We start from the raw sequence: 16,096 nt of genomic DNA, 5'->3' as shown, positions 1-16,096 counted from the left end.
CCGCGGCGCTCGGCGTCCCGGACGGCTGGTCGAGCGCGGGCGTCGTCGCCCTCGGCCACCGCGCGCCGGGGGAGCGGGCCGCCGGCTCAGGACGTCGCCGGCCGCGGCGGCCGCGGGAGCTGCGCGTGCACGACGGCCGATGGGGTGCGCTGCCGTCCTGAGCGGCCCGCACGTCAGGCGTCAGCGCGGAAGAGCCGATCCAGGTGCTGGTGGATGGCTGCCAGTGCCGCCTGCGGTTCGACGACGTCGAGCTCGATCAGCGTGGCGAAACCCGTCAGGGCGAGGATGAGGTCGGTCTCGATGTCGGGGTCACGATCCGGAGGGATCTGCCCGTCCTCCAGCGCCTGTCGGATCAGACGTCCGACCATCGCGCGTCCGTCGCGTAGTCCGATGCCGACCTGCCGCTGCAGCGTCGGGTCGTGCATCGCCTCGAGGACGTAGGCCGCGTTCATGCGACTGGTGGCCCGAGCATCGGGTCGCAGCGGGAGCATCTCGGTGAGCACCAGTCGCAGCACGTCGCGTGGGTGCGGAGGCTGGTCGAGTGCGGCGAGACCCCGATCGATCCGTGCCGACGTCTGCTGCGACGCGAACTCCATCGCGAAGACCAGCATCTCCCCGCGCGAGGAGAAGTAGTGCTGCAGCTGCCCCAGGGAGACTCCCGCCTCGCGCGCCACCTCGCGCATGGTCGCTCGCGTCCAGCCCTGCTGGTCCACGATCCGCCACAGCGCCCGCGCGATCAGCTCCCGCCGCTCGCGGTGATCGACCTGCTTCGGCACCCCGCCTCCTCTGTTTTCATACGCCTGACATAATACAAGTGACTGAATGCGACAGGGAGGCGCACGGATGACGGATCCAGAGCCGGGACTGCCCCTCTCCTTCTACGACCCCGTGGCCTTCACCTACGACTCCGAGGTGACGATCGCGCTGCTCGCCGACATGATGATCCGTGCGGCGATCGAGCGGGGCGAGTTCGACGACCTGCCGGGCAGTGGCAAGCCGCTCGACCTCCCCGAGCGCCATGATCCTGACTGGTGGATCAAGAACCTCATGAAGCGCGAGAGGATCGCGCTGCTGCCGTCGTCCGTCCAGCTGCGCAAGGACGACGCCGCGCTCGACGGGCAGCTGGACGAGTTGCCGAACGAGGCCGCGGTCCGGCACGAGGTCGAGCAGTTCAACGAGCGGGTCATCCGTGCCCGTTACGAGCTGCCAGCCGGTCCGCCGCTGATCACCATGCCGCGTGACGTGGAGGCCACGGTGACCGCCTGGGCCGAGCGCAGGGCCGCCCGGGCTGAGGAAGCGAGGAGGAAGGCGCGCGAAGAGGCCAGGCCGGACGACCGCCGTCGCCGTCACCTCTTCGGCAGGCGCCGTCCATCGCCCCGTCGGAGGCCTGGGACCTAGTCGGTCGATCGGCTCGACGTGGGCGTCGACATCGTCCGAACCCTTTCGCTAGCGTCGCGGGTCAAGAGACACCACGAGCGTGACGCCGCATCGGTCTCGGGGCAGCACGCTGGAGGCGGCAGCCGACAGGAGGGTCGATGGTGAGGCAGCGATGGCGTGGGCCGGGCGGCACCCGATGAACACGCTGTTCGACGAAGAGATCCGCGGGCACCACAGCATGCGGGACCACGTCCTGACCCTCGTCTCCGACGACGACCTCACCGAGCAGATGCCGGGATCGAACCCGACCCTGGGCGAGCTGCTGGTCGAGATGGGCGACCTGCAGGGCGTCTACACGCACTCGTTCGCGACCCTCACGCTCGACTGGTCGCACCGGCAGCTGCCCGCCCCTGCTCCTCTCACCGTCGAGACCCTGCGTGCATGGTTCAGAGCCCACGACGAGGCGATGAAGGCTGCTCTGGACCGGTTCACCGATGACGAGCTCCACGTCGGCAGCATCGACCGGGGCGGCGGCTTCATCGCGTCCCCGTTCGTCCAGCACCAGGTCTACCGGGAGGCGGTCTACATCTTCTACGGCAAGCTCAGCGTCTACCTGCGAGCCCTTTGGCTCGACGCCGGCCCGGACTGGGCTGCCTGGATCGGCTGAGCGCCGGAGTCGTCACGTGAGGTGGTCCTGGAGCTGGTGACTGGTCGACCGTCACCGCTCGGCGGTGCGCTCGACCGGATCCAGGTCACCGGGCGCGGGAGGTGCAGAAGGTCTATCGCGCTCGGTCGGCAACGAGTCCTGTTCGTAGGCCCCGTCACCTCTGCCGACCGCGGGCGAGTGAAGAGACCAGGGGCAGACGACCACCGTCCCTGCCGCTGCGACCTCACTCGACCGGTGCCTGGGCCGCCGGACAGGAGGCGCTCGAGCAGCATCGGAGTGGCTCAGTCGGCGCGGCTCGGCTCCTTGCTGGTGTCGAGCCGGGCGAAGTGTGCTTGGACGTCGTCGGGGACCGGGGGGACGTCCTGCGGCGTCGAGCCGTTGCGCAGCGAGTGGGCGGCGAGCGCCCCGGCGGCGACGGCGGCCCGGGCGGCGAGGGGGGAGACGACGGTCGGTGCGCCGTCGACGACGTGGTCCAGGAACTCCGCCATGGTCGCGATGTCGGCGTCCTCGTGCCCGTCCTCCACCCCCGCGATCGGGTAGGCGGCGTCCCCGGCCTCCTGCCAGCCGTGCCGCCGCGACCAGACCCGGATCTCCCCGCCCCCCGTGTCGCCGATGTTCTCCAGCCGGCCGTGGGTCCCGATGACGGTGTAGTTGCGCCAGTAGTCGGGGGTGAAGTGGCACTGCTCGTAGCTGGCGAGCACCCCGTTGTCCAGGGTCATCAGCACCATCGACACGTCCTCCACGTCGACCACCGGGTTGAGCCCGGTCTGCGTGGTGGGGGGCCAGTGGTCGAGGGAGAACCACTCGGGCATCAGCTCGTCCTGGTGCCCGCCGCGGTCGGTGATGCCGCCGTAGACCATGAGGTCACCCATGCCCACCACCCGCCGAGTGTGGCCGGAGGCCAGGTAGTGGATGACGTCGATGTCGTGGGAGGCCTTCTGCAGCAGCAGGCTCCCCGTCCGCCGACGGTCGGCGTGCCAGTCCTTGAAGTAGTAGTCGCCGCCGTTGCCGACGAAGTGGCGCACCCAGACCGTCTTGACCTCGCCGATCTCGCCGCGCTCGATGATCGCCCGCATCTGACGTACGACGTCGGCATGGCGCAGGTTGTGCCCGACGTACAGGGGCGTGCCCGTGCGGGCGGCGGCGGCCAGCACGGCGTCGGCCCCCTCCAGGGTGATGGCCATGGGCTTCTCGAGGTAGACCGCGATGCCGGCCTCGAGCAGGTCCAGGGCGATGTCGACGTGGGTGTCGTCGGGGCTGGTGACGACCGCCGCGTCGATGCCGCCGGCGGCGACGAGGTCGGTGTGGCTGGAGAACCCCGCGACGTCACCGAACATCTCCCGACCGCGGGACAGCCCGGTCGGGCTGGGGTCGACCACGGCGGTGACCGCGGCCCCAGGCCGGAGCCGGGGGATGGCGAGGGCGATCTGCGCTCTCACCCCGGTGCCGATGACGGCCACCCTGAGGTCGGGTCGGTGCTGCTCGGTGGGCATGGTCCTCCATCGGTTGCTGGGTGGGCAGTGGGTGCACGCTCCGGCGACGCCGCGCTGGTGCACGACGTCGCCGGAGCGGTGAACGGGGTGGTCAGCGACGGGTCATCGTGCAGGGAGAGAGGCAGTCGGCCGCGGTCACCTTGTCGAGGCTGAGGTAGCCCTCGGCGTGGCTGTCCTGCGTCTCGTTGGCGAAGCGCACCGGCGCTCCTCCCGCCATCGGATTGGGCACGTGCAGCGCGGTGGTCATCGACAGTCCCCGCCAGCGGGTCGGCAGGGGGAGCTCGGCGGTGATCTCGACGGTGGACCCGGGCAGGATCTCGGTGAGGTCGACGTCGGCGACGACGGTGGACAGCTCGCGGCCGTCCCTGTCCAGCAGGGACAGCTCGGCCGGCCAGTCGTAGGCGAATGGCGCGACGCCGCGGTTGGTCACCCGCACCGACACCTCCGCGACGCTGCGGCGGGCGTCGACGACGGTCCTGGTCTGGGTCGCCGCGAGGTCGTAGCCGAGCCGTGCGTGCGCCGCGAGCGCCCGCTGGCGGTCCTCACCCTCGTAACCGACGGTCCAGGCGCGGTGGTTGATGATCCAGGTGGCGTGGCTGGCCTCGAGAGCGCCGTCGACGTCGTAGTCGCGGCCGGCTGCGATCTCACCCTCGGCGCCCGGGCAGCTGAGGGGTTCGGAGAAAATGCAGGTCTGCAGCGGCGGGTACAGCTCGCCGCCCACCGGGGCGTGCTTCCAGTTCTCGCTCTCCCCGGCGCGCTCCATCCGTCCCAGGAAGTGCCAGTCGGTCGTGGGCAGGGTCGCGTAGGCCCACGAGTCGTCGTGGTAGCCGAGGTCGTGCTGGGCGGTCAGCTCGTTGGGGTAGCGGGCCTGCACCCAGGTCTCGTCCATGGCGTCGTCCCAGGCCTGCCAGATCCTGGCCTGTGTCTGGGTGGAGGGCATCCAGCTGACGCCCTCGGGGTTGTTGACGGGGTCGACCTCACCTTCCACCGGGTAGGTGTGGGACTCGCCCCAGAAGCCGATGAGGCCGGCGGTGACGTAGCCGATGCGGGGGTCGCCGTCGTAGCGCTCGCCGAGCTCGGCGATGAAGCCGGTGAGCAGCTCGACCACCCGCGGGTCGTCGTAGTCGGGGGAGAAGCTGATGCCGTTGTTGTCGTAGAAGTCGTAGCGGCGGTCCTGGCTGATGCCGTCCGGGCCGAGCAGGTAGTCCGGGACGCCGGTCTCCCGGCCGGGGTAGTCCAGGTAGAACCGCAGCGCGGACTGGTGCCCGCGGTCGGCGACGGAGTCGAGCCAGACCTCGAAGCGGCTCCAGTCGTAGCGGTCCTCACCGACGACCACGGCGTCGACCGGCAGGTAGAACCACTCCAGCTGGTAGGGGAAGTCGGGGTCGGCGGCCTCGAGCTCGCTGCCGGGCTCGGGGGCGAACGGGATGAAGCCCTCCAGCGGTCCGTCGGTCCGGGCCGCGGTCGTGGTGAGGGTGGTCCAGTCGTGGCGGTCGGGGGTGGCCGCGGCCGGCGCCTGGGCGACCAGTCCCGGCAGGGCCAGGGCCAGGGCGGAGACGGCGGCTGCCGCGGTGATCCGTGACCGAGTGGTGGGTGTGTGTTCCATTGCGGTGTCCTCCTCTTGCCGGGTCGGCCTCCGGCCGTCCGCGGTTGCGTCGTTGCTGGGAGCTCGCTGGCGGGTCCGGCGCAGGCGACCGATCCCGTCACTGCGACGGTAAACCTGGTTTACGTTGTTGTGCAACCCCATTGACAGAACTGTCGAAAGGCGTTTGCATAACCGCTGTCACCGAGCGCGTGCCGGTGGCAGCGCACCGGAGAGGGACGCGATGAGCACCAGGATCGGCGCCGACGAGGTGGTCGGCACGGACGAGGATCCGGCAGTGGAGGCCGCGCGCCGACCTGGTCGGCTGCGGCGTCAGGAGAAGTGGGCGGCGCTCGCCCTGCTGCTGCCCGCGACCCTCGGGTTCCTGGTCTTCTACATCTACCCGGCGCTGCGCGGTGCCTGGTTCTCCCTGACCGACTACGACCTGCTCAGCGACCCGGAGTTCACGGGGATGGACAACGTCCGCACGCTGGTGGCCGACCCGCAGGTGTGGCAGTCGCTCCGCATCACCGCGGTGTTCTCCCTCGCCAGCATCGCGGTGACGATGGTGCTGGCGCTCGGGCTGGCTGCCCTGATGCAGCGGCTGCGGCTCGGGCCAGGGACGAGGGCGCTGCTGCTGCTGCCGTGGCTGGTCCCGAACGTGGCCATCGCGCTGATCTGGAGCTGGTTGCTCGACGCCAACGTCGGCTTCCTCAAGAACCTGCTGGAGCAGATCGGCATCCCGGGATTCACCTTCTACAACGCCGAGGCGGCGCTGACGATCCTCGTCCTGATCTCGACCTGGGCCGGGCTCGGCTACACCGCGCTGCTGCTCTATGCCGGGATGCTGCAGGTGCCGCACGACCTGTACGAGGCCGCGGCCCTGGACGGGGCCACGGAGGCCGGAATGTTCTGGCGCATCACGATCCCGCTGATCAGGCCGGTGCTCGCGCTGGTGGTGGTCGTCTCGCTGATCGGGTCGTTCCAGGTCTTCGACCTGGTGCAGGTGGGCTACGGGAACAACCCGATCCCCGAGGTGCGGGTCATCTACTACTACATCTACCAGCAGGCCTTCAACTTCTACCGGATGGGCTACGCCTCGACGATCGCGCTCCTGCTGCTGCTGATCCTGGCGACCCTCACCTTCGTGCAGCTGCGCCTGATGCGCGCCAACCGATCGGACCTCGCATGACCGCGACGCTGACCACCGTCCGCCCTGTGCCGGGGAGCCCTCCCGCCCGCCCGCGCACCCGACGCCGTCGACCGGTCGGGGTGGGAGCCGTCCTCGCCTGGGTCGTCGTGGGGCTCGTCGTGCTCGCGACGGTGTTCCCGTTCTACTGGATGATCAGGACGGCGCTGACCCCGGCCGCGGATCTCATCACCGACGCGGGACGGCTGTTCCCCAGCGATCCCACCCTGATCAACTTCCGCCGGGTGCTGGGCCTGGCGACCCTGGAGGAGACGGTTGCCGCCGGTGGATCCGGAGCCTCGATCGACTTCGTCCGCTACACCCTGAACTCCCTGTTCTACGCCGGCTCCGTCGCGGTGGTGCAGACCTTCTCGTGCGCGGCGGCCGCCTACGCCTTCGCCCGCCTGCACTTCCCAGGACGGGACCTGCTGTTCGGGGTGTTCCTGGCCGGGCTCATGATCCCGCCGATCTTCACCCTGCTGCCGAACTTCGCCCTCGTCCGTGAGCTCGACCTCGTCGGCACCATGGCCGGCCTGGTGGCTCCCGCGCTGCTGATGAACCCGTTCACCATCTTCTTCCTCCGCCAGTTCTTCCTCTCCCTGCCCCGGCAGGTGGAGGAGGCGGCGATGCTCGACGGCGTGGGGAGCCTCGGCCGCTTCTGGCGGATCACGCTGCCGATGAGCCGCGGCCCGGTGGCCACGATGGTCCTCATCACCTTCGTGGCCATGTGGAAGGACTACCTCTGGCCGCTGGTGGCCGGGAACTCCGACGAGACCCGCCTGCTGTCGGTCGGTCTGGGGGTCTTCCAGCAGCAGTCGCCGAACACCTCCCCGGACTGGACCGGCCTGATGGCCGGCTCCGCCCTGTCCGTCGTCCCCGTGCTCCTGATCCTGCTGCTGCTGGGCAAGCAGCTCGTGCAGTCCCTCAACTTCTCAGCCGGGAAGTAGCCGTCCGCTCCTCCCACACCGTCACTCCAGGACCGTCCGGTCCGCCCTGCGCCGAAACCCAAGGAGATCGACCATGAAGAAGCTCGTTCGCGTCACCGCGGCCGCGATCGCCGCGCTCTCGCTCACCGCCACGGCGGCCTGCTCGTCAGGCGGCGGAGGCGGCGGCACCGGCAGCGGCGGCGAGCCGGTGACCCTGGAGTACTGGCTCTGGGACGACCTCCAGGCGCCCCTCTACCAGGCGTGCGCCGACAGCTTCACCGCTGCCAACCCGAACATCACGATCAACATCACCCAGACCGCCTGGGCGCAGTACTGGCAGAACCTCACCACGCAGATCACCGCCGGGTCCGCTCCCGACGTGTTCACCAACCAGATCTCCTACTTCGCCCAGTTCGTGGAGACCAACCAGCTGCTCGACCTGACCCCCTACGTGGAGGAGTCGGGCATCGACATGGCCGCCTACACCCCCGGAACGCCCGAGCGGTGGGTGCTGGACGGCAAGCGCTACGGGCTGCCCAAGGACTGGGACACGGTCGCCATGCTGTACAACGTCGATATCGCCACCGAGGCCGGCTACTCGGCCGAGGACATCGCCGCGCTGGAGTGGAACCCGACCGACGGCGGCACCTTCGAGGAGTTCATCCGCGCGATGGCCGAGGACGGGCAGGGTCGTGACGGCAACGACCCCGAGTTCGACCCCGGCGACGTGGTCCGCTACGGCTACTACCCCGAGTGGGGCGACGGTGCGGTCGGTCAGAACGGCTGGGGCAACTTCGCCCATGCCAACGGGTTCACCTTCACCAACGACCAGGGCATCCCCACCACCTTCAACTACGACTCACCGCAGCTGGCCGAGACCGCCACCTGGTTCCAGCGGATGATCCAGGAGGGCATCGCCCCCCAGTTCGACGCCCAGTCCTCGCTCGGCACCCAGGCCGTGATGGAGAACGAGGACGCCGCCGCCACCATCGCCGGGTCGTGGCTGGCCAGCACCTACCTCGACGATGCCGCACCGGTGGAGTTCGCCTTCGCCCCGGTGCCGGCCGGGCCGCAGGGTCGCTTCGCCGCCTCCAACGGCCTCTCGGACGCGATCTGGGCCGGTACCGACCACCCGGAGGAGGCCTACCAGTGGGTGGAGTACCTCGCCTCGGCCGAGTGCCAGGAGCAGGTCGCCGAGTCCGGGGTGATCTTCCCCGCCCTCACCTCCGCGACCGACCTCGCCCTGCAGGCCCGTGAGGAGCAGGGCATCGACTCCAGCGCCTTCGTCGACCGCGTCGAGGCCGGCGAGACCTACGCCATCCCGGTCTTCGAGCAGGCCTCCGAGGTGAACCTCGTGGTGCAGGACGCCATGCAGGCCATCGCCCAGGGCGCCCCGGCCCTGGAGACGCTGGCCGCCGCCGACCAGGAGGTCGAAGCCCTCTTCCGCTGAGGTCGCCTGCGCGCTGACCGCGACCAGCAGCCGTCCGAAACCCCTGCCCGGTGGGAGTGGTAGCACCAACCACTCCCACCGGGCATCCACAGAGAGGCAGTGCATGACCCTCGAAGCGCCCGCCGGACCCGCCGTGCCGGAGGTCCCTGAGTCGGCCGAGGTCCTGGTGATGCGCCACGACGGTGAGGAGCTCTCCGCGGCACCGGGCTGGTCGGGTCCCGATCTCGGAGCTGGGGCGACGTTCGTGGCGTGCTCGCGGGTCAGCCTGCTGCACGGCATGCCCGATGGCGACGTCTACCGGAACGGGCAGAACTCCTGGTCCCCGACCGGGTGGACGGCCCTGACCTCGCCTCCGCTGCGGGTCGCCGACCCCGTCCGGCGCCAGACCGCTGACGACTCCCGCTGGGACGACGTGGTCCGCCACCACTCCTCGTGGATGACGGCGATCAGCTCCGGTGGGCGGGCCCTGCTGCTCGGCGCCATCGCTGGGGCGACTCCACGGACCCACGCCGATCCGGACGTCGTCGCCGGCTGGACCGAGACCGGTGAGCCGGGTCTGTGGGTGGTGCTCCAGGGGTCCGAGCAGGAGGTCTTCGACCGCTACCGTGAGCTGCTGCGACAGCGTCACGGAACCCGCCGGTCCCACCCCGGGACGGTCTGGTCGTCGTGGTACTCCCTCTACGAGACCGTCTCCCGCGCCGAGCTCGACTCGATCGTGCCGCGGCTCCCGGACCTGGGCTTCACGACCGTGCAGATCGACGACGGCTGGGAACGCAGGGTCGGGGACTGGTCCGCGAACCACAAGTTCGCCGCGGGGATGCGTGACGCGGCCAGCTCCATCAAGGCCCTCGGGATGCGTCCCGGGCTGTGGATCGCGCCATTCATCACCCTGCCCGGTACGCCCGTCGTCGAGCGGTACCCCCAGATGCTGCTGCGCGACGACGACGGTGAGCTGGTGCGCGCCGGCAGCAACTGGGGGAGCCACTACCACACCTTCGACTTCACCCGCCCCGATGCGCAGGACCACCTGGCCGAGACGATCGACCGGCTGGTGCGTGGATGGGGCTTCGAGTACCTCAAGCTGGACTTCATCAACGCCGGCGCCGTCACCGGGTGCCGCGAGCACGACGTGGACCGGGAGGCCGCCTACCGGACCGCGATCGAGATCGTGCGCCGAGCCGCGGGGGAGGACACCTACCTGCTGGGTTCAGGCGCGCCGGTGATGGCCTCGCTGGGTGTTCTGGACGCCGTGCGGACGGGCCCGGACGTGGCACCCATGTGGGACAACTACGCCACCGACGACATGTCCGACGCCACCGCCAGGAACGCCCTGCGCAACGCCGTGGAGCGGCTCTGGATGCGAGGGCTGATCGGTCTGGACCCCGATGCGGTCTACTTCCGGCGACGGCGCAACCTGCTGAGCGAGGAGCAGATGGCCTGGATCCGCGACGCCGCCACGCTGTCGGACTTCAAGGCGGTCTCCGACCCGCCGGGATGGATCGAGGCAGAGGACCTGCCCGCGCTGCGCGCCTTCCTCGCCGACTCGCCGGCAACAGTGGGCCTGGGCCGGTACCGGTACCGGATAGGGGACCGCGAGGTGGACTTCAACCCGGCGCTCCACGGTGCTGCGGGTGCCTACCCGTTGTGAGCCGCCGCGACAATGGACTGGTGAGTGACCTGACCGCCCTGCGCGTGTTCGCAGCCCTCCGGGAGTCACCCGGCACCATCGCCGAGCTCACGCGTGCCACCGGGCTCTCCCGGCCCAGCACCACCAACGCCCTCGCACGGTTGGGCGAGCTGGGCTGGGTGGTGGCTGGTGACTCCGTCCCGGACGGGCAGAACGGCCGTCCGGCGCAGCGCTTCCGCTACTGCGCCGAGGCGGGCGCACTCGTGGGGATCGACATCGGCGTGCACCGGATCGCCGGCTTGCTGACCGACCTCGCCGGCCACCGCCTCGCCCACGAGCAGGTCCGGGTGGAGCACGACAGCCCACCTTCGCGACGGCTGGCCGCCATGGACGCGATGCTGGGCTCGCTGCTGCAGGCCGACAGCGTCGCACCCGGTGACGTCTGGTCGGTGGCGGCGGGGGTCACCGGACCGGTCGACGAGCGCGGTCGGACCCTGTTGTCCACCCCGCTGCCCGACTGGCACGAGGTGGATCTCGTCGCCCACCTCTCCGCCCTCTTCGACGCACCGGTCCAGGTGGAGAACGACGTCAAGCTCGCCCTGCACAGTGAGCACGAGTGGGGTGCGGCGCGCGACATGCGCGATGTGGTCTACGTGTTGGCCGGGGTCCGCACCGGAGCGGCGGTGATGGTGGACGGCCGCGTGGTCAAGGGTCACGGCGGCGCGGCTGGCGAGATCGGGGCCCTGCCGGCCGTCCGGTGGAAGACGGCCCCGGACAACCTGCGGGAGACTCCCGGTCTGCCCGCGGAGCTCAGCGAGAACGGGTACATGGCCTGGACCGCCGAGCGCGCCCGGATGGGGGACGAGACAGCCCGCACGCTGATGCGGCGCTACGCGCAGGACGTCGCCACGGGCGCCGCGGCGCTGGTGCTGACCATGGACCCCGAGGCCGTCGTGGTGGGGGGAGGCATGGTGGCTGCGGAGTCGCTGTGGGTCCCGGAGTTCAGCGCCGCCCTGAGCAAGAGCGTGCTGCGGATGCCAAAGGTGCTGGTCTCCACCCTGGGCAGCGACCACGTGGCGCGCGGGGCCATCCGCCTGGCCATGCAGGAGGTCGCCGGCAGGTACTTCGGCACGCGGCTGCTCCCCGTGCGTCGATCGACCGGCTCGAGCGCCGTCCAGTGACGACGGGACGCGAGCGGGTCGCCCCCCGGGGAGCACCCCGGTCGCCGTCAGCCAGGTAGCTCCGCCGGAGCCCAGCCGCGGGCGACATCGGCCATCAGGGCGACGATCTCCCGCGAGGTGACCTCGAGGTGGCTGCGGCTGCTGAGGATGGGCCGCGGATACGGGGCGTCGGGTCCGGGGACTGACTCGCCGCGGGCGAGCCGGAGGTCGCGGGCGACCGCGTGCAGCTTCACCGGTTCCTCCTGCGGCTCACCATCGACCTCGACCCACAGCGAGCACTCCTGCGAGTTGAGGCCCCGCCCGAGCAGGACGGCCAGCCTGACCAGCACCGGTCCGTCCGCCACCTCGACGGTGAAGGAACGGTGGCGGGGGTCGCCCAGCCGGCTCCCACGGGTGACGGTCGCCCCGGCGGCGCGGTAGGCCTTCATGAACTCGGTGACCGGTAGCGCGGTGTAGCTCCCGCGCTCGGTCAGCAGCGAGTCCGGCTCGTAGAGCGCCGTCGCCTCCGCCGACCAGTCGCGCTGCCGGTCGCACCAGCGGTACCAGAGGTCGCCCAGACCAGCGCTCGACAACGCCGCCGTCAGCGGCGCCGGGTGCGCCGACGCGGGCGTCATGGTGCCCACCTCCGATCAAGTCCTGGACGGCCGGTCATGGCTCTCCGCGCGGTGGTCACCGGCTCATCCGACCGCACCGGCGTCAGCACACCCCTGACCGACCGGAGGAGACCTGGCGGAGGGCGTCGAGCCCTTCGACGAGGTCGGGGTTGATGGGGCCGACGCGGCCAGGAGACCGGTCCGAAGGGACGCCCGTGACGTGGCTCGAGCCCGTCGACCCCGACACCTACGACCGAGCCCAGCGTGGCGACTGACCGCCGACGACGGAGCATCGCCTACGACAGCCGTATCGCCGACGTGGACACCTCGTAGATGGTCTCCCGTCCGTCTACCTCGTCCCACTGCTCACCTGTCTCGGCGAACCCGTAGTCGTCGATGAGTGCCCGCGATGCCGTGTTGTCCGGGCTGATCGTTGCTCGGACGGTCCGGACGTCAGGGTGGCGCTGCGCGACCGACAGCAGCGTCTCCAGGGCACCCCTTGCATGGCCGCGTCGCCGTAGCGCCGGGTCGACCCGATACCCCACCTCGACCATCCCCGCACGATCAGGGGCGCCGTGGAAGCCAGCCAGCCCGACCGGCGCTTCGCGCAATGGATCGACGATCAGCCGGGTGATCCATGGCGCGTCTGTAGGCGTCTCCCGGATCTGCTTGCTCCTCATCCGCCACAGGCCACGGCACTCGGGACCTGTCAGGTAGGGCGACGCATAGGCAGGATCGAGCGGGCCGATCTCCCCGGCCGCCAACGCATGCAGGACGTCTGCCGGGACGACGTCGAGATGCAGGCGGACGCGTCCGGGGTCGGGGTGGTACCAAGAGGCGTCTGTGATGGTCATCTGCTCACGAGCCTGTCACGCTCCTTCGCTTCATCCGCGCCGGGTTGCCGATCTCATTGACGCACCGGCCAACAGTCTGGGATGCAGGCTCATCACGGCTGCGGGAAACCAGGTGGCGCGATGCACTGAACGCCTCGTCCAGGCAGACACCCGCAGGCGCGCGCTGTCGGCGGGTGGTAACCATCGTCAGTGAATGCGGCTCGGCGGTGGGTAGGGAGCCAGCACTCTGGTGCGGAAGTCGACGTACCAGTCTCGCTGGACGATCTGCGGTAGTCCGATGATGAGCCGGATCGGGTCGTCGAGGTGCGCGTTCAGGTGAGAGAGGTCGACGACTCCGCACTCCTGCGGAGCGAAAGCCTGGCCGGCGACGAGGCTGGCGCTGAGGAGGCCACGAGCTCCGGAGATCTCCGCTCCGGTGACGTCGGTGCCGCGGCTGGGCTCCTGCAAGAGCGTGAGCGCATGAGGGTGAGCCTCAGCCCAGGCGCGATCGACCACGGTCACACCGGCGCCTGTGTCCCAGACGGCGTCGACCACCGTGTCGCCCCATCGCACCGGGACGCATGGTCCTCCCCGCCACGGTCCCACGACGTGTGTCTCGTCTGGCCGTTCAGGCGGGTCGATCTCGATCTGGCCGAGCCCGAAACGGAAGCGGCAACGGTGGTTGCCGAAGACGTCGGTACCCAGGAGCGGTGGGTGCTGCCAGCCATCGGGTTGGACGTCGACCGTCAGTGAGCAGGACAAGGCGCTGGAGAGGCGCAGGCGGGTCCTCACCCGCTCCACCTCGAGCTCGTCGCCCCCGGCGAGCCCGCGCCCGGATGGCGAGCGCGCACCCGTCCGCGAGCCGGCCGCGACGGCCGCCGGGATGGCCGAGCGCCGGCTCCCGGTGTCGAGCAACATCCGTACCACCGAGGAGCCCACGGTGGCGTCAACCCAAGCCTGCAGTGCCCTGGCGTCCTCGGGATCCGGCACAACCTGCAGTCGCAGTGATGCCATGCTGGCAGTGTCGCACGGTCCAACCCGATGTATGCGTCCTTCAGTCCGCCGCGTCAGGTCGCGATCGGTGATGCTGCATCGTTCGTCGGCACCACGCCGCGGGCGATCCGTCACTACCACGAGATCGGCCTGCTTCCGGAGCCCGAGCGGAGTCCTGGCGGCCGCCGCCGGTACGGCTACGCCGAGATGATCCGGCTGCTGTGGATCCGCAAGATGGCTGACGCCGGGATCGCCTTGACCGACATCCGTGCAGCCGTCGCCGACGCGGCTCCTGCTGGTGCGCACGAAGACCAGGAATTCGCGCGCATCCTGGAACGGCTGGAGGAGATCCTTGCCGCTCAGCAGGCAGAGCTGGAGCTGCAGCGCACCGCCGTGCAGCGCATGCGCACCCGGGGTAGCAGGATGGGTCTGCTCTCCGACATCGTCGCCAGCCGCCTCGAGGGCCTGCCCGAAGGCTCCCTGCGCCAGTCGGACCTCGACAGCCTGCTGGTCACCGAGCGGATCTTCGGCCCCCTCGGCGCGGCCATCCAGGCCAGCCGGTTCCTCGCCCTGGCCACCCATCCCGATCTACGGGAGGAGTCCGACCTGGTCGGCGCCGCCGAGGAGGCACTCGATGACACGGTCGCTGTCGACGACCCCCGCGTGGCACAGGTGGCCGCCGAACGGCGGGCCTTCGAGCTGAGGCTGCACGCCGTCATCGAGGAGTCCGGGCTGGCTGAGGGCGAGGAGGCGCTCTTCGACTCCTGGGAGGACCTGCACCCCGGCGACGACGGCGAGGACGGGGACGGCGCGGGCCAGGAGCCCATGAGCGTGGTGGCGGCTGTGGGGAAGATGCCCTACGACTTCTCCCCGGCTCGTCTGCGTTGCCTGGAGCTGGCCGAGGGCATCGCCGCCCACGAGCCGCCCGCTTCGTGAGCGTCGCCCCGGGGGAGCACCGGGAGGCCTTATCGGCGCCGGCGATCGATGCCCGACTGCCCGTCATGGAGCCGGCGCGCACGCGCCGGTGGTGAACTCCTGGATGATGCTGACCAGTGCTGAAGGGTCCTGCAGCATCGGCAGGTGTCCGGTGGGCAGCTCGCGACGGAATCCAGGCCCGAGCTCGGCCGCGTGCCGGTGCTGCGTCGTGGCGCGGAACATCGGGTCCGCCGTGGTCACGACATACCCCGTCCACCCAGGAAATGCCCTTCTGGACATCCTGTCCCGATACAGGCGCGGTGATTCCGGCTCGAACTCGGACACGATCCGTTGGATGTCATTCTCGCCGAGGCCGGCGCACAGGACCGAGCGGATCGCCCGCTCGGGAGGACGAGTTCCGGCCACACGCATGACAGCGCCCAGCACAACGCGCTGCAGCGCGGAGGCGCCCAGGAAGGAGGCTCCCACGGCGGGGAACGACGCGGAGACCCCGAGCAGTCCGGCAACGCGTTCGGGTGCGGTTGCGGCGAGCTGGGTTGCCACGACACCGCCCAGCGAGTGGGCCACGACGGTGAACGGGCCTTCCGGTGCTTGGACCAACACCGAGGACACACAGTCATCGAGACGTGTGTCGGCCCGCTTCGGATAGGTCGCCACGACCGACTCAGCAGGGAGGTCCGCCCGGACCTCGTCCCAGATCCACGCCGGAAGGCCCGCTCCGCCGAGGAACAGGATCGGTGTCGAAGACAGATCTGAGCTCATGGGTTCTCCTGACACGAGCCGCCAGTTCGAGCTGGCGCGCCCGCGGTGGTGTGGGTGGTTTCGAGGGTCAACCGGACGGCGCCGACGACGATCAGTGCGGCGCCGAGCATGTGGGCGACGACGGCCGCGCTCGGCAGCCCGGTGAGGGACTGGAGGATGCCCACTGCGGCTTGCGCAGCCAGCAGCACCAGCAGCCGGGTGGCGTGGGATCGCAGTCTGCTGCCGCGCGGGCTCGACCAGCGCACCCTCGCTGCGGCGACGACGACTGCGCCGGAGATGCAGCCGTGGACGACCGTTGTCGCCGCCCAGTCGAAGCCCATGCGCGGGACGTCCGCGGAGTCGCCGGCGTGCGGGCCGCTACCGGTGACCACAGTTCCTGAGATCAGCACCAGCACAGCGGCGACGAGCAGGACCCGCGCCCAGCCGTTCAGGCCGGTCGGGCCGGGATGGACCCGGCCCGACCGGTCCCGGTCGAGGGTGTCCCAGG

15 protein-coding genes and 1 pseudogene are annotated in these 16,096 nt (G+C 70.4%); 8 read left to right on the top strand and 8 right to left on the bottom strand.

Going from position 1 to position 16,096, the window contains the following annotated elements; genetic code table 11:
* Positions 1 to 173: 173 nt before the first annotated feature.
* On the bottom strand, positions 174 to 776 hold the full coding sequence (locus DVA66_RS06700; RefSeq protein ID WP_114559372.1) for a TetR/AcrR family transcriptional regulator: 603 nt from the start codon (positions 774 to 776) through the stop codon (positions 174 to 176).
* 67 nt (positions 777 to 843) lie between these two features.
* On the opposite strand from DVA66_RS06700, the gene DVA66_RS06695 reads away from it, so the two are divergent.
* Complete coding sequence (locus DVA66_RS06695; protein WP_114559371.1) at positions 844 to 1,398, top strand: DnaJ family domain-containing protein; 555 nt, start codon at positions 844 to 846, stop codon at positions 1,396 to 1,398.
* A gap of 151 nt (positions 1,399 to 1,549) precedes the next feature.
* Positions 1,550 to 2,044: a DinB family protein gene (locus DVA66_RS06690; protein ID WP_114559370.1), complete on the top strand. Its 495-nt coding sequence runs from the start codon at positions 1,550 to 1,552 to the stop codon at positions 2,042 to 2,044.
* A gap of 281 nt (positions 2,045 to 2,325) precedes the next feature.
* Here the strand turns inward: DVA66_RS06690 and DVA66_RS06685 are convergent, their stop codons facing one another.
* Positions 2,326 to 3,537, bottom strand: a complete 1,212-nt coding sequence (locus tag DVA66_RS06685) for a Gfo/Idh/MocA family protein (RefSeq protein WP_114559369.1) — start codon at positions 3,535 to 3,537, stop codon at positions 2,326 to 2,328.
* A 91-nt stretch (positions 3,538 to 3,628) separates the two neighbouring features.
* Positions 3,629 to 5,143, bottom strand: a complete 1,515-nt coding sequence (locus DVA66_RS06680; RefSeq protein WP_157973876.1) for a DUF4832 domain-containing protein — start codon at positions 5,141 to 5,143, stop codon at positions 3,629 to 3,631.
* A gap of 220 nt (positions 5,144 to 5,363) precedes the next feature.
* On the opposite strand from DVA66_RS06680, the gene DVA66_RS06675 reads away from it, so the two are divergent.
* From DVA66_RS06675 to DVA66_RS06655, 5 genes are all read left to right on the top strand, one after another.
* Positions 5,364 to 6,311, top strand: coding sequence for a carbohydrate ABC transporter permease (locus tag DVA66_RS06675; protein ID WP_114559367.1), 948 nt, complete (start codon positions 5,364 to 5,366; stop codon positions 6,309 to 6,311).
* Positions 6,308 to 7,255 (top strand): carbohydrate ABC transporter permease, encoded by a 948-nt coding sequence (locus tag DVA66_RS06670; protein ID WP_114559366.1) that lies wholly within the window; start codon positions 6,308 to 6,310, stop codon positions 7,253 to 7,255. Before DVA66_RS06675 ends, DVA66_RS06670 begins: the two co-directional genes overlap by 4 nt.
* A gap of 73 nt (positions 7,256 to 7,328) precedes the next feature.
* Positions 7,329 to 8,684, top strand: a complete 1,356-nt coding sequence (locus tag DVA66_RS06665) for an ABC transporter substrate-binding protein (RefSeq protein WP_114559365.1) — start codon at positions 7,329 to 7,331, stop codon at positions 8,682 to 8,684.
* 103 nt (positions 8,685 to 8,787) lie between these two features.
* Positions 8,788 to 10,332, top strand: a complete 1,545-nt coding sequence (locus DVA66_RS06660; protein WP_198671544.1) for a glycoside hydrolase family 36 protein — start codon at positions 8,788 to 8,790, stop codon at positions 10,330 to 10,332.
* A 20-nt stretch (positions 10,333 to 10,352) separates the two neighbouring features.
* Positions 10,353 to 11,492: an ROK family transcriptional regulator gene (locus tag DVA66_RS06655; RefSeq protein ID WP_198671543.1), complete on the top strand. Its 1,140-nt coding sequence runs from the start codon at positions 10,353 to 10,355 to the stop codon at positions 11,490 to 11,492.
* A 47-nt stretch (positions 11,493 to 11,539) separates the two neighbouring features.
* Here DVA66_RS06655 and DVA66_RS06650 read toward each other — a convergent pair whose 3' ends face one another.
* The 3 genes from DVA66_RS06650 to DVA66_RS06640 form a co-directional block, all read right to left on the bottom strand.
* Positions 11,540 to 12,106, bottom strand: a complete 567-nt coding sequence (locus DVA66_RS06650) for a hypothetical protein (protein WP_157973874.1) — start codon at positions 12,104 to 12,106, stop codon at positions 11,540 to 11,542.
* 275 nt (positions 12,107 to 12,381) lie between these two features.
* Positions 12,382 to 12,939: a GNAT family N-acetyltransferase gene (locus DVA66_RS06645; RefSeq protein WP_114559362.1), complete on the bottom strand. Its 558-nt coding sequence runs from the start codon at positions 12,937 to 12,939 to the stop codon at positions 12,382 to 12,384.
* A gap of 186 nt (positions 12,940 to 13,125) precedes the next feature.
* Positions 13,126 to 13,932 (bottom strand): pepsin/retropepsin-like aspartic protease family protein, encoded by an 807-nt coding sequence (locus DVA66_RS06640; protein WP_157973873.1) that lies wholly within the window; start codon positions 13,930 to 13,932, stop codon positions 13,126 to 13,128.
* A 27-nt stretch (positions 13,933 to 13,959) separates the two neighbouring features.
* Between DVA66_RS06640 and DVA66_RS06635 the strand changes: the two genes are divergently transcribed.
* Positions 13,960 to 14,847: a helix-turn-helix domain-containing protein gene (locus DVA66_RS06635; RefSeq protein ID WP_114559360.1), complete on the top strand. Its 888-nt coding sequence runs from the start codon at positions 13,960 to 13,962 to the stop codon at positions 14,845 to 14,847.
* Between the two features lie 63 nt (positions 14,848 to 14,910).
* On the opposite strand, the gene DVA66_RS06630 is transcribed toward DVA66_RS06635, so the two are convergent.
* On the bottom strand, positions 14,911 to 15,609 hold the full coding sequence (locus DVA66_RS06630; RefSeq protein WP_114559359.1) for an alpha/beta fold hydrolase: 699 nt from the start codon (positions 15,607 to 15,609) through the stop codon (positions 14,911 to 14,913).
* Positions 15,606 to 16,096: pseudogene (locus DVA66_RS06625) on the bottom strand (hypothetical protein); the annotation flags it as partial. The gene DVA66_RS06630 and the pseudogene DVA66_RS06625, both read right to left, overlap by 4 nt.

It is taken from the genome of Desertihabitans aurantiacus (assembly GCF_003344635.1).
Taxonomy (GTDB): domain Bacteria; phylum Actinomycetota; class Actinomycetes; order Propionibacteriales; family Propionibacteriaceae; genus Desertihabitans; species Desertihabitans aurantiacus.
This window is presented reverse-complemented; position numbering and strand designations above follow the sequence as displayed.

Bases quoted from the DNA above. Each gene is read 5' to 3' on its own strand.
- DVA66_RS06645 (WP_114559362.1), bottom strand. From the start codon at position 12,939: ATGACCATCACAGACGCCTCTTGGTACCACCCCGACCCCGGACGCGTC.
- DVA66_RS06695 (WP_114559371.1), top strand. From the start codon at position 844: ATGACGGATCCAGAGCCGGGACTGCCCCTCTCCTTCTACGACCCCGTG.
- DVA66_RS06635 (WP_114559360.1), top strand. From the start codon at position 13,960: ATGTATGCGTCCTTCAGTCCGCCGCGTCAGGTCGCGATCGGTGATGCT.
- DVA66_RS06670 (WP_114559366.1), top strand. From the start codon at position 6,308: ATGACCGCGACGCTGACCACCGTCCGCCCTGTGCCGGGGAGCCCTCCC.
- DVA66_RS06630 (WP_114559359.1), bottom strand. From the start codon at position 15,609: ATGAGCTCAGATCTGTCTTCGACACCGATCCTGTTCCTCGGCGGAGCG.
- DVA66_RS06675 (WP_114559367.1), top strand. From the start codon at position 5,364: ATGAGCACCAGGATCGGCGCCGACGAGGTGGTCGGCACGGACGAGGAT.
- DVA66_RS06640 (WP_157973873.1), bottom strand. From the start codon at position 13,932: ATGGCATCACTGCGACTGCAGGTTGTGCCGGATCCCGAGGACGCCAGG.
- DVA66_RS06665 (WP_114559365.1), top strand. From the start codon at position 7,329: ATGAAGAAGCTCGTTCGCGTCACCGCGGCCGCGATCGCCGCGCTCTCG.
- DVA66_RS06685 (WP_114559369.1), bottom strand. From the start codon at position 3,537: ATGCCCACCGAGCAGCACCGACCCGACCTCAGGGTGGCCGTCATCGGC.
- DVA66_RS06660 (WP_198671544.1), top strand. From the start codon at position 8,788: ATGACCCTCGAAGCGCCCGCCGGACCCGCCGTGCCGGAGGTCCCTGAG.
- DVA66_RS06690 (WP_114559370.1), top strand. From the start codon at position 1,550: ATGGCGTGGGCCGGGCGGCACCCGATGAACACGCTGTTCGACGAAGAG.
- DVA66_RS06680 (WP_157973876.1), bottom strand. From the start codon at position 5,143: ATGGAACACACACCCACCACTCGGTCACGGATCACCGCGGCAGCCGCC.
- DVA66_RS06650 (WP_157973874.1), bottom strand. From the start codon at position 12,106: ATGACGCCCGCGTCGGCGCACCCGGCGCCGCTGACGGCGGCGTTGTCG.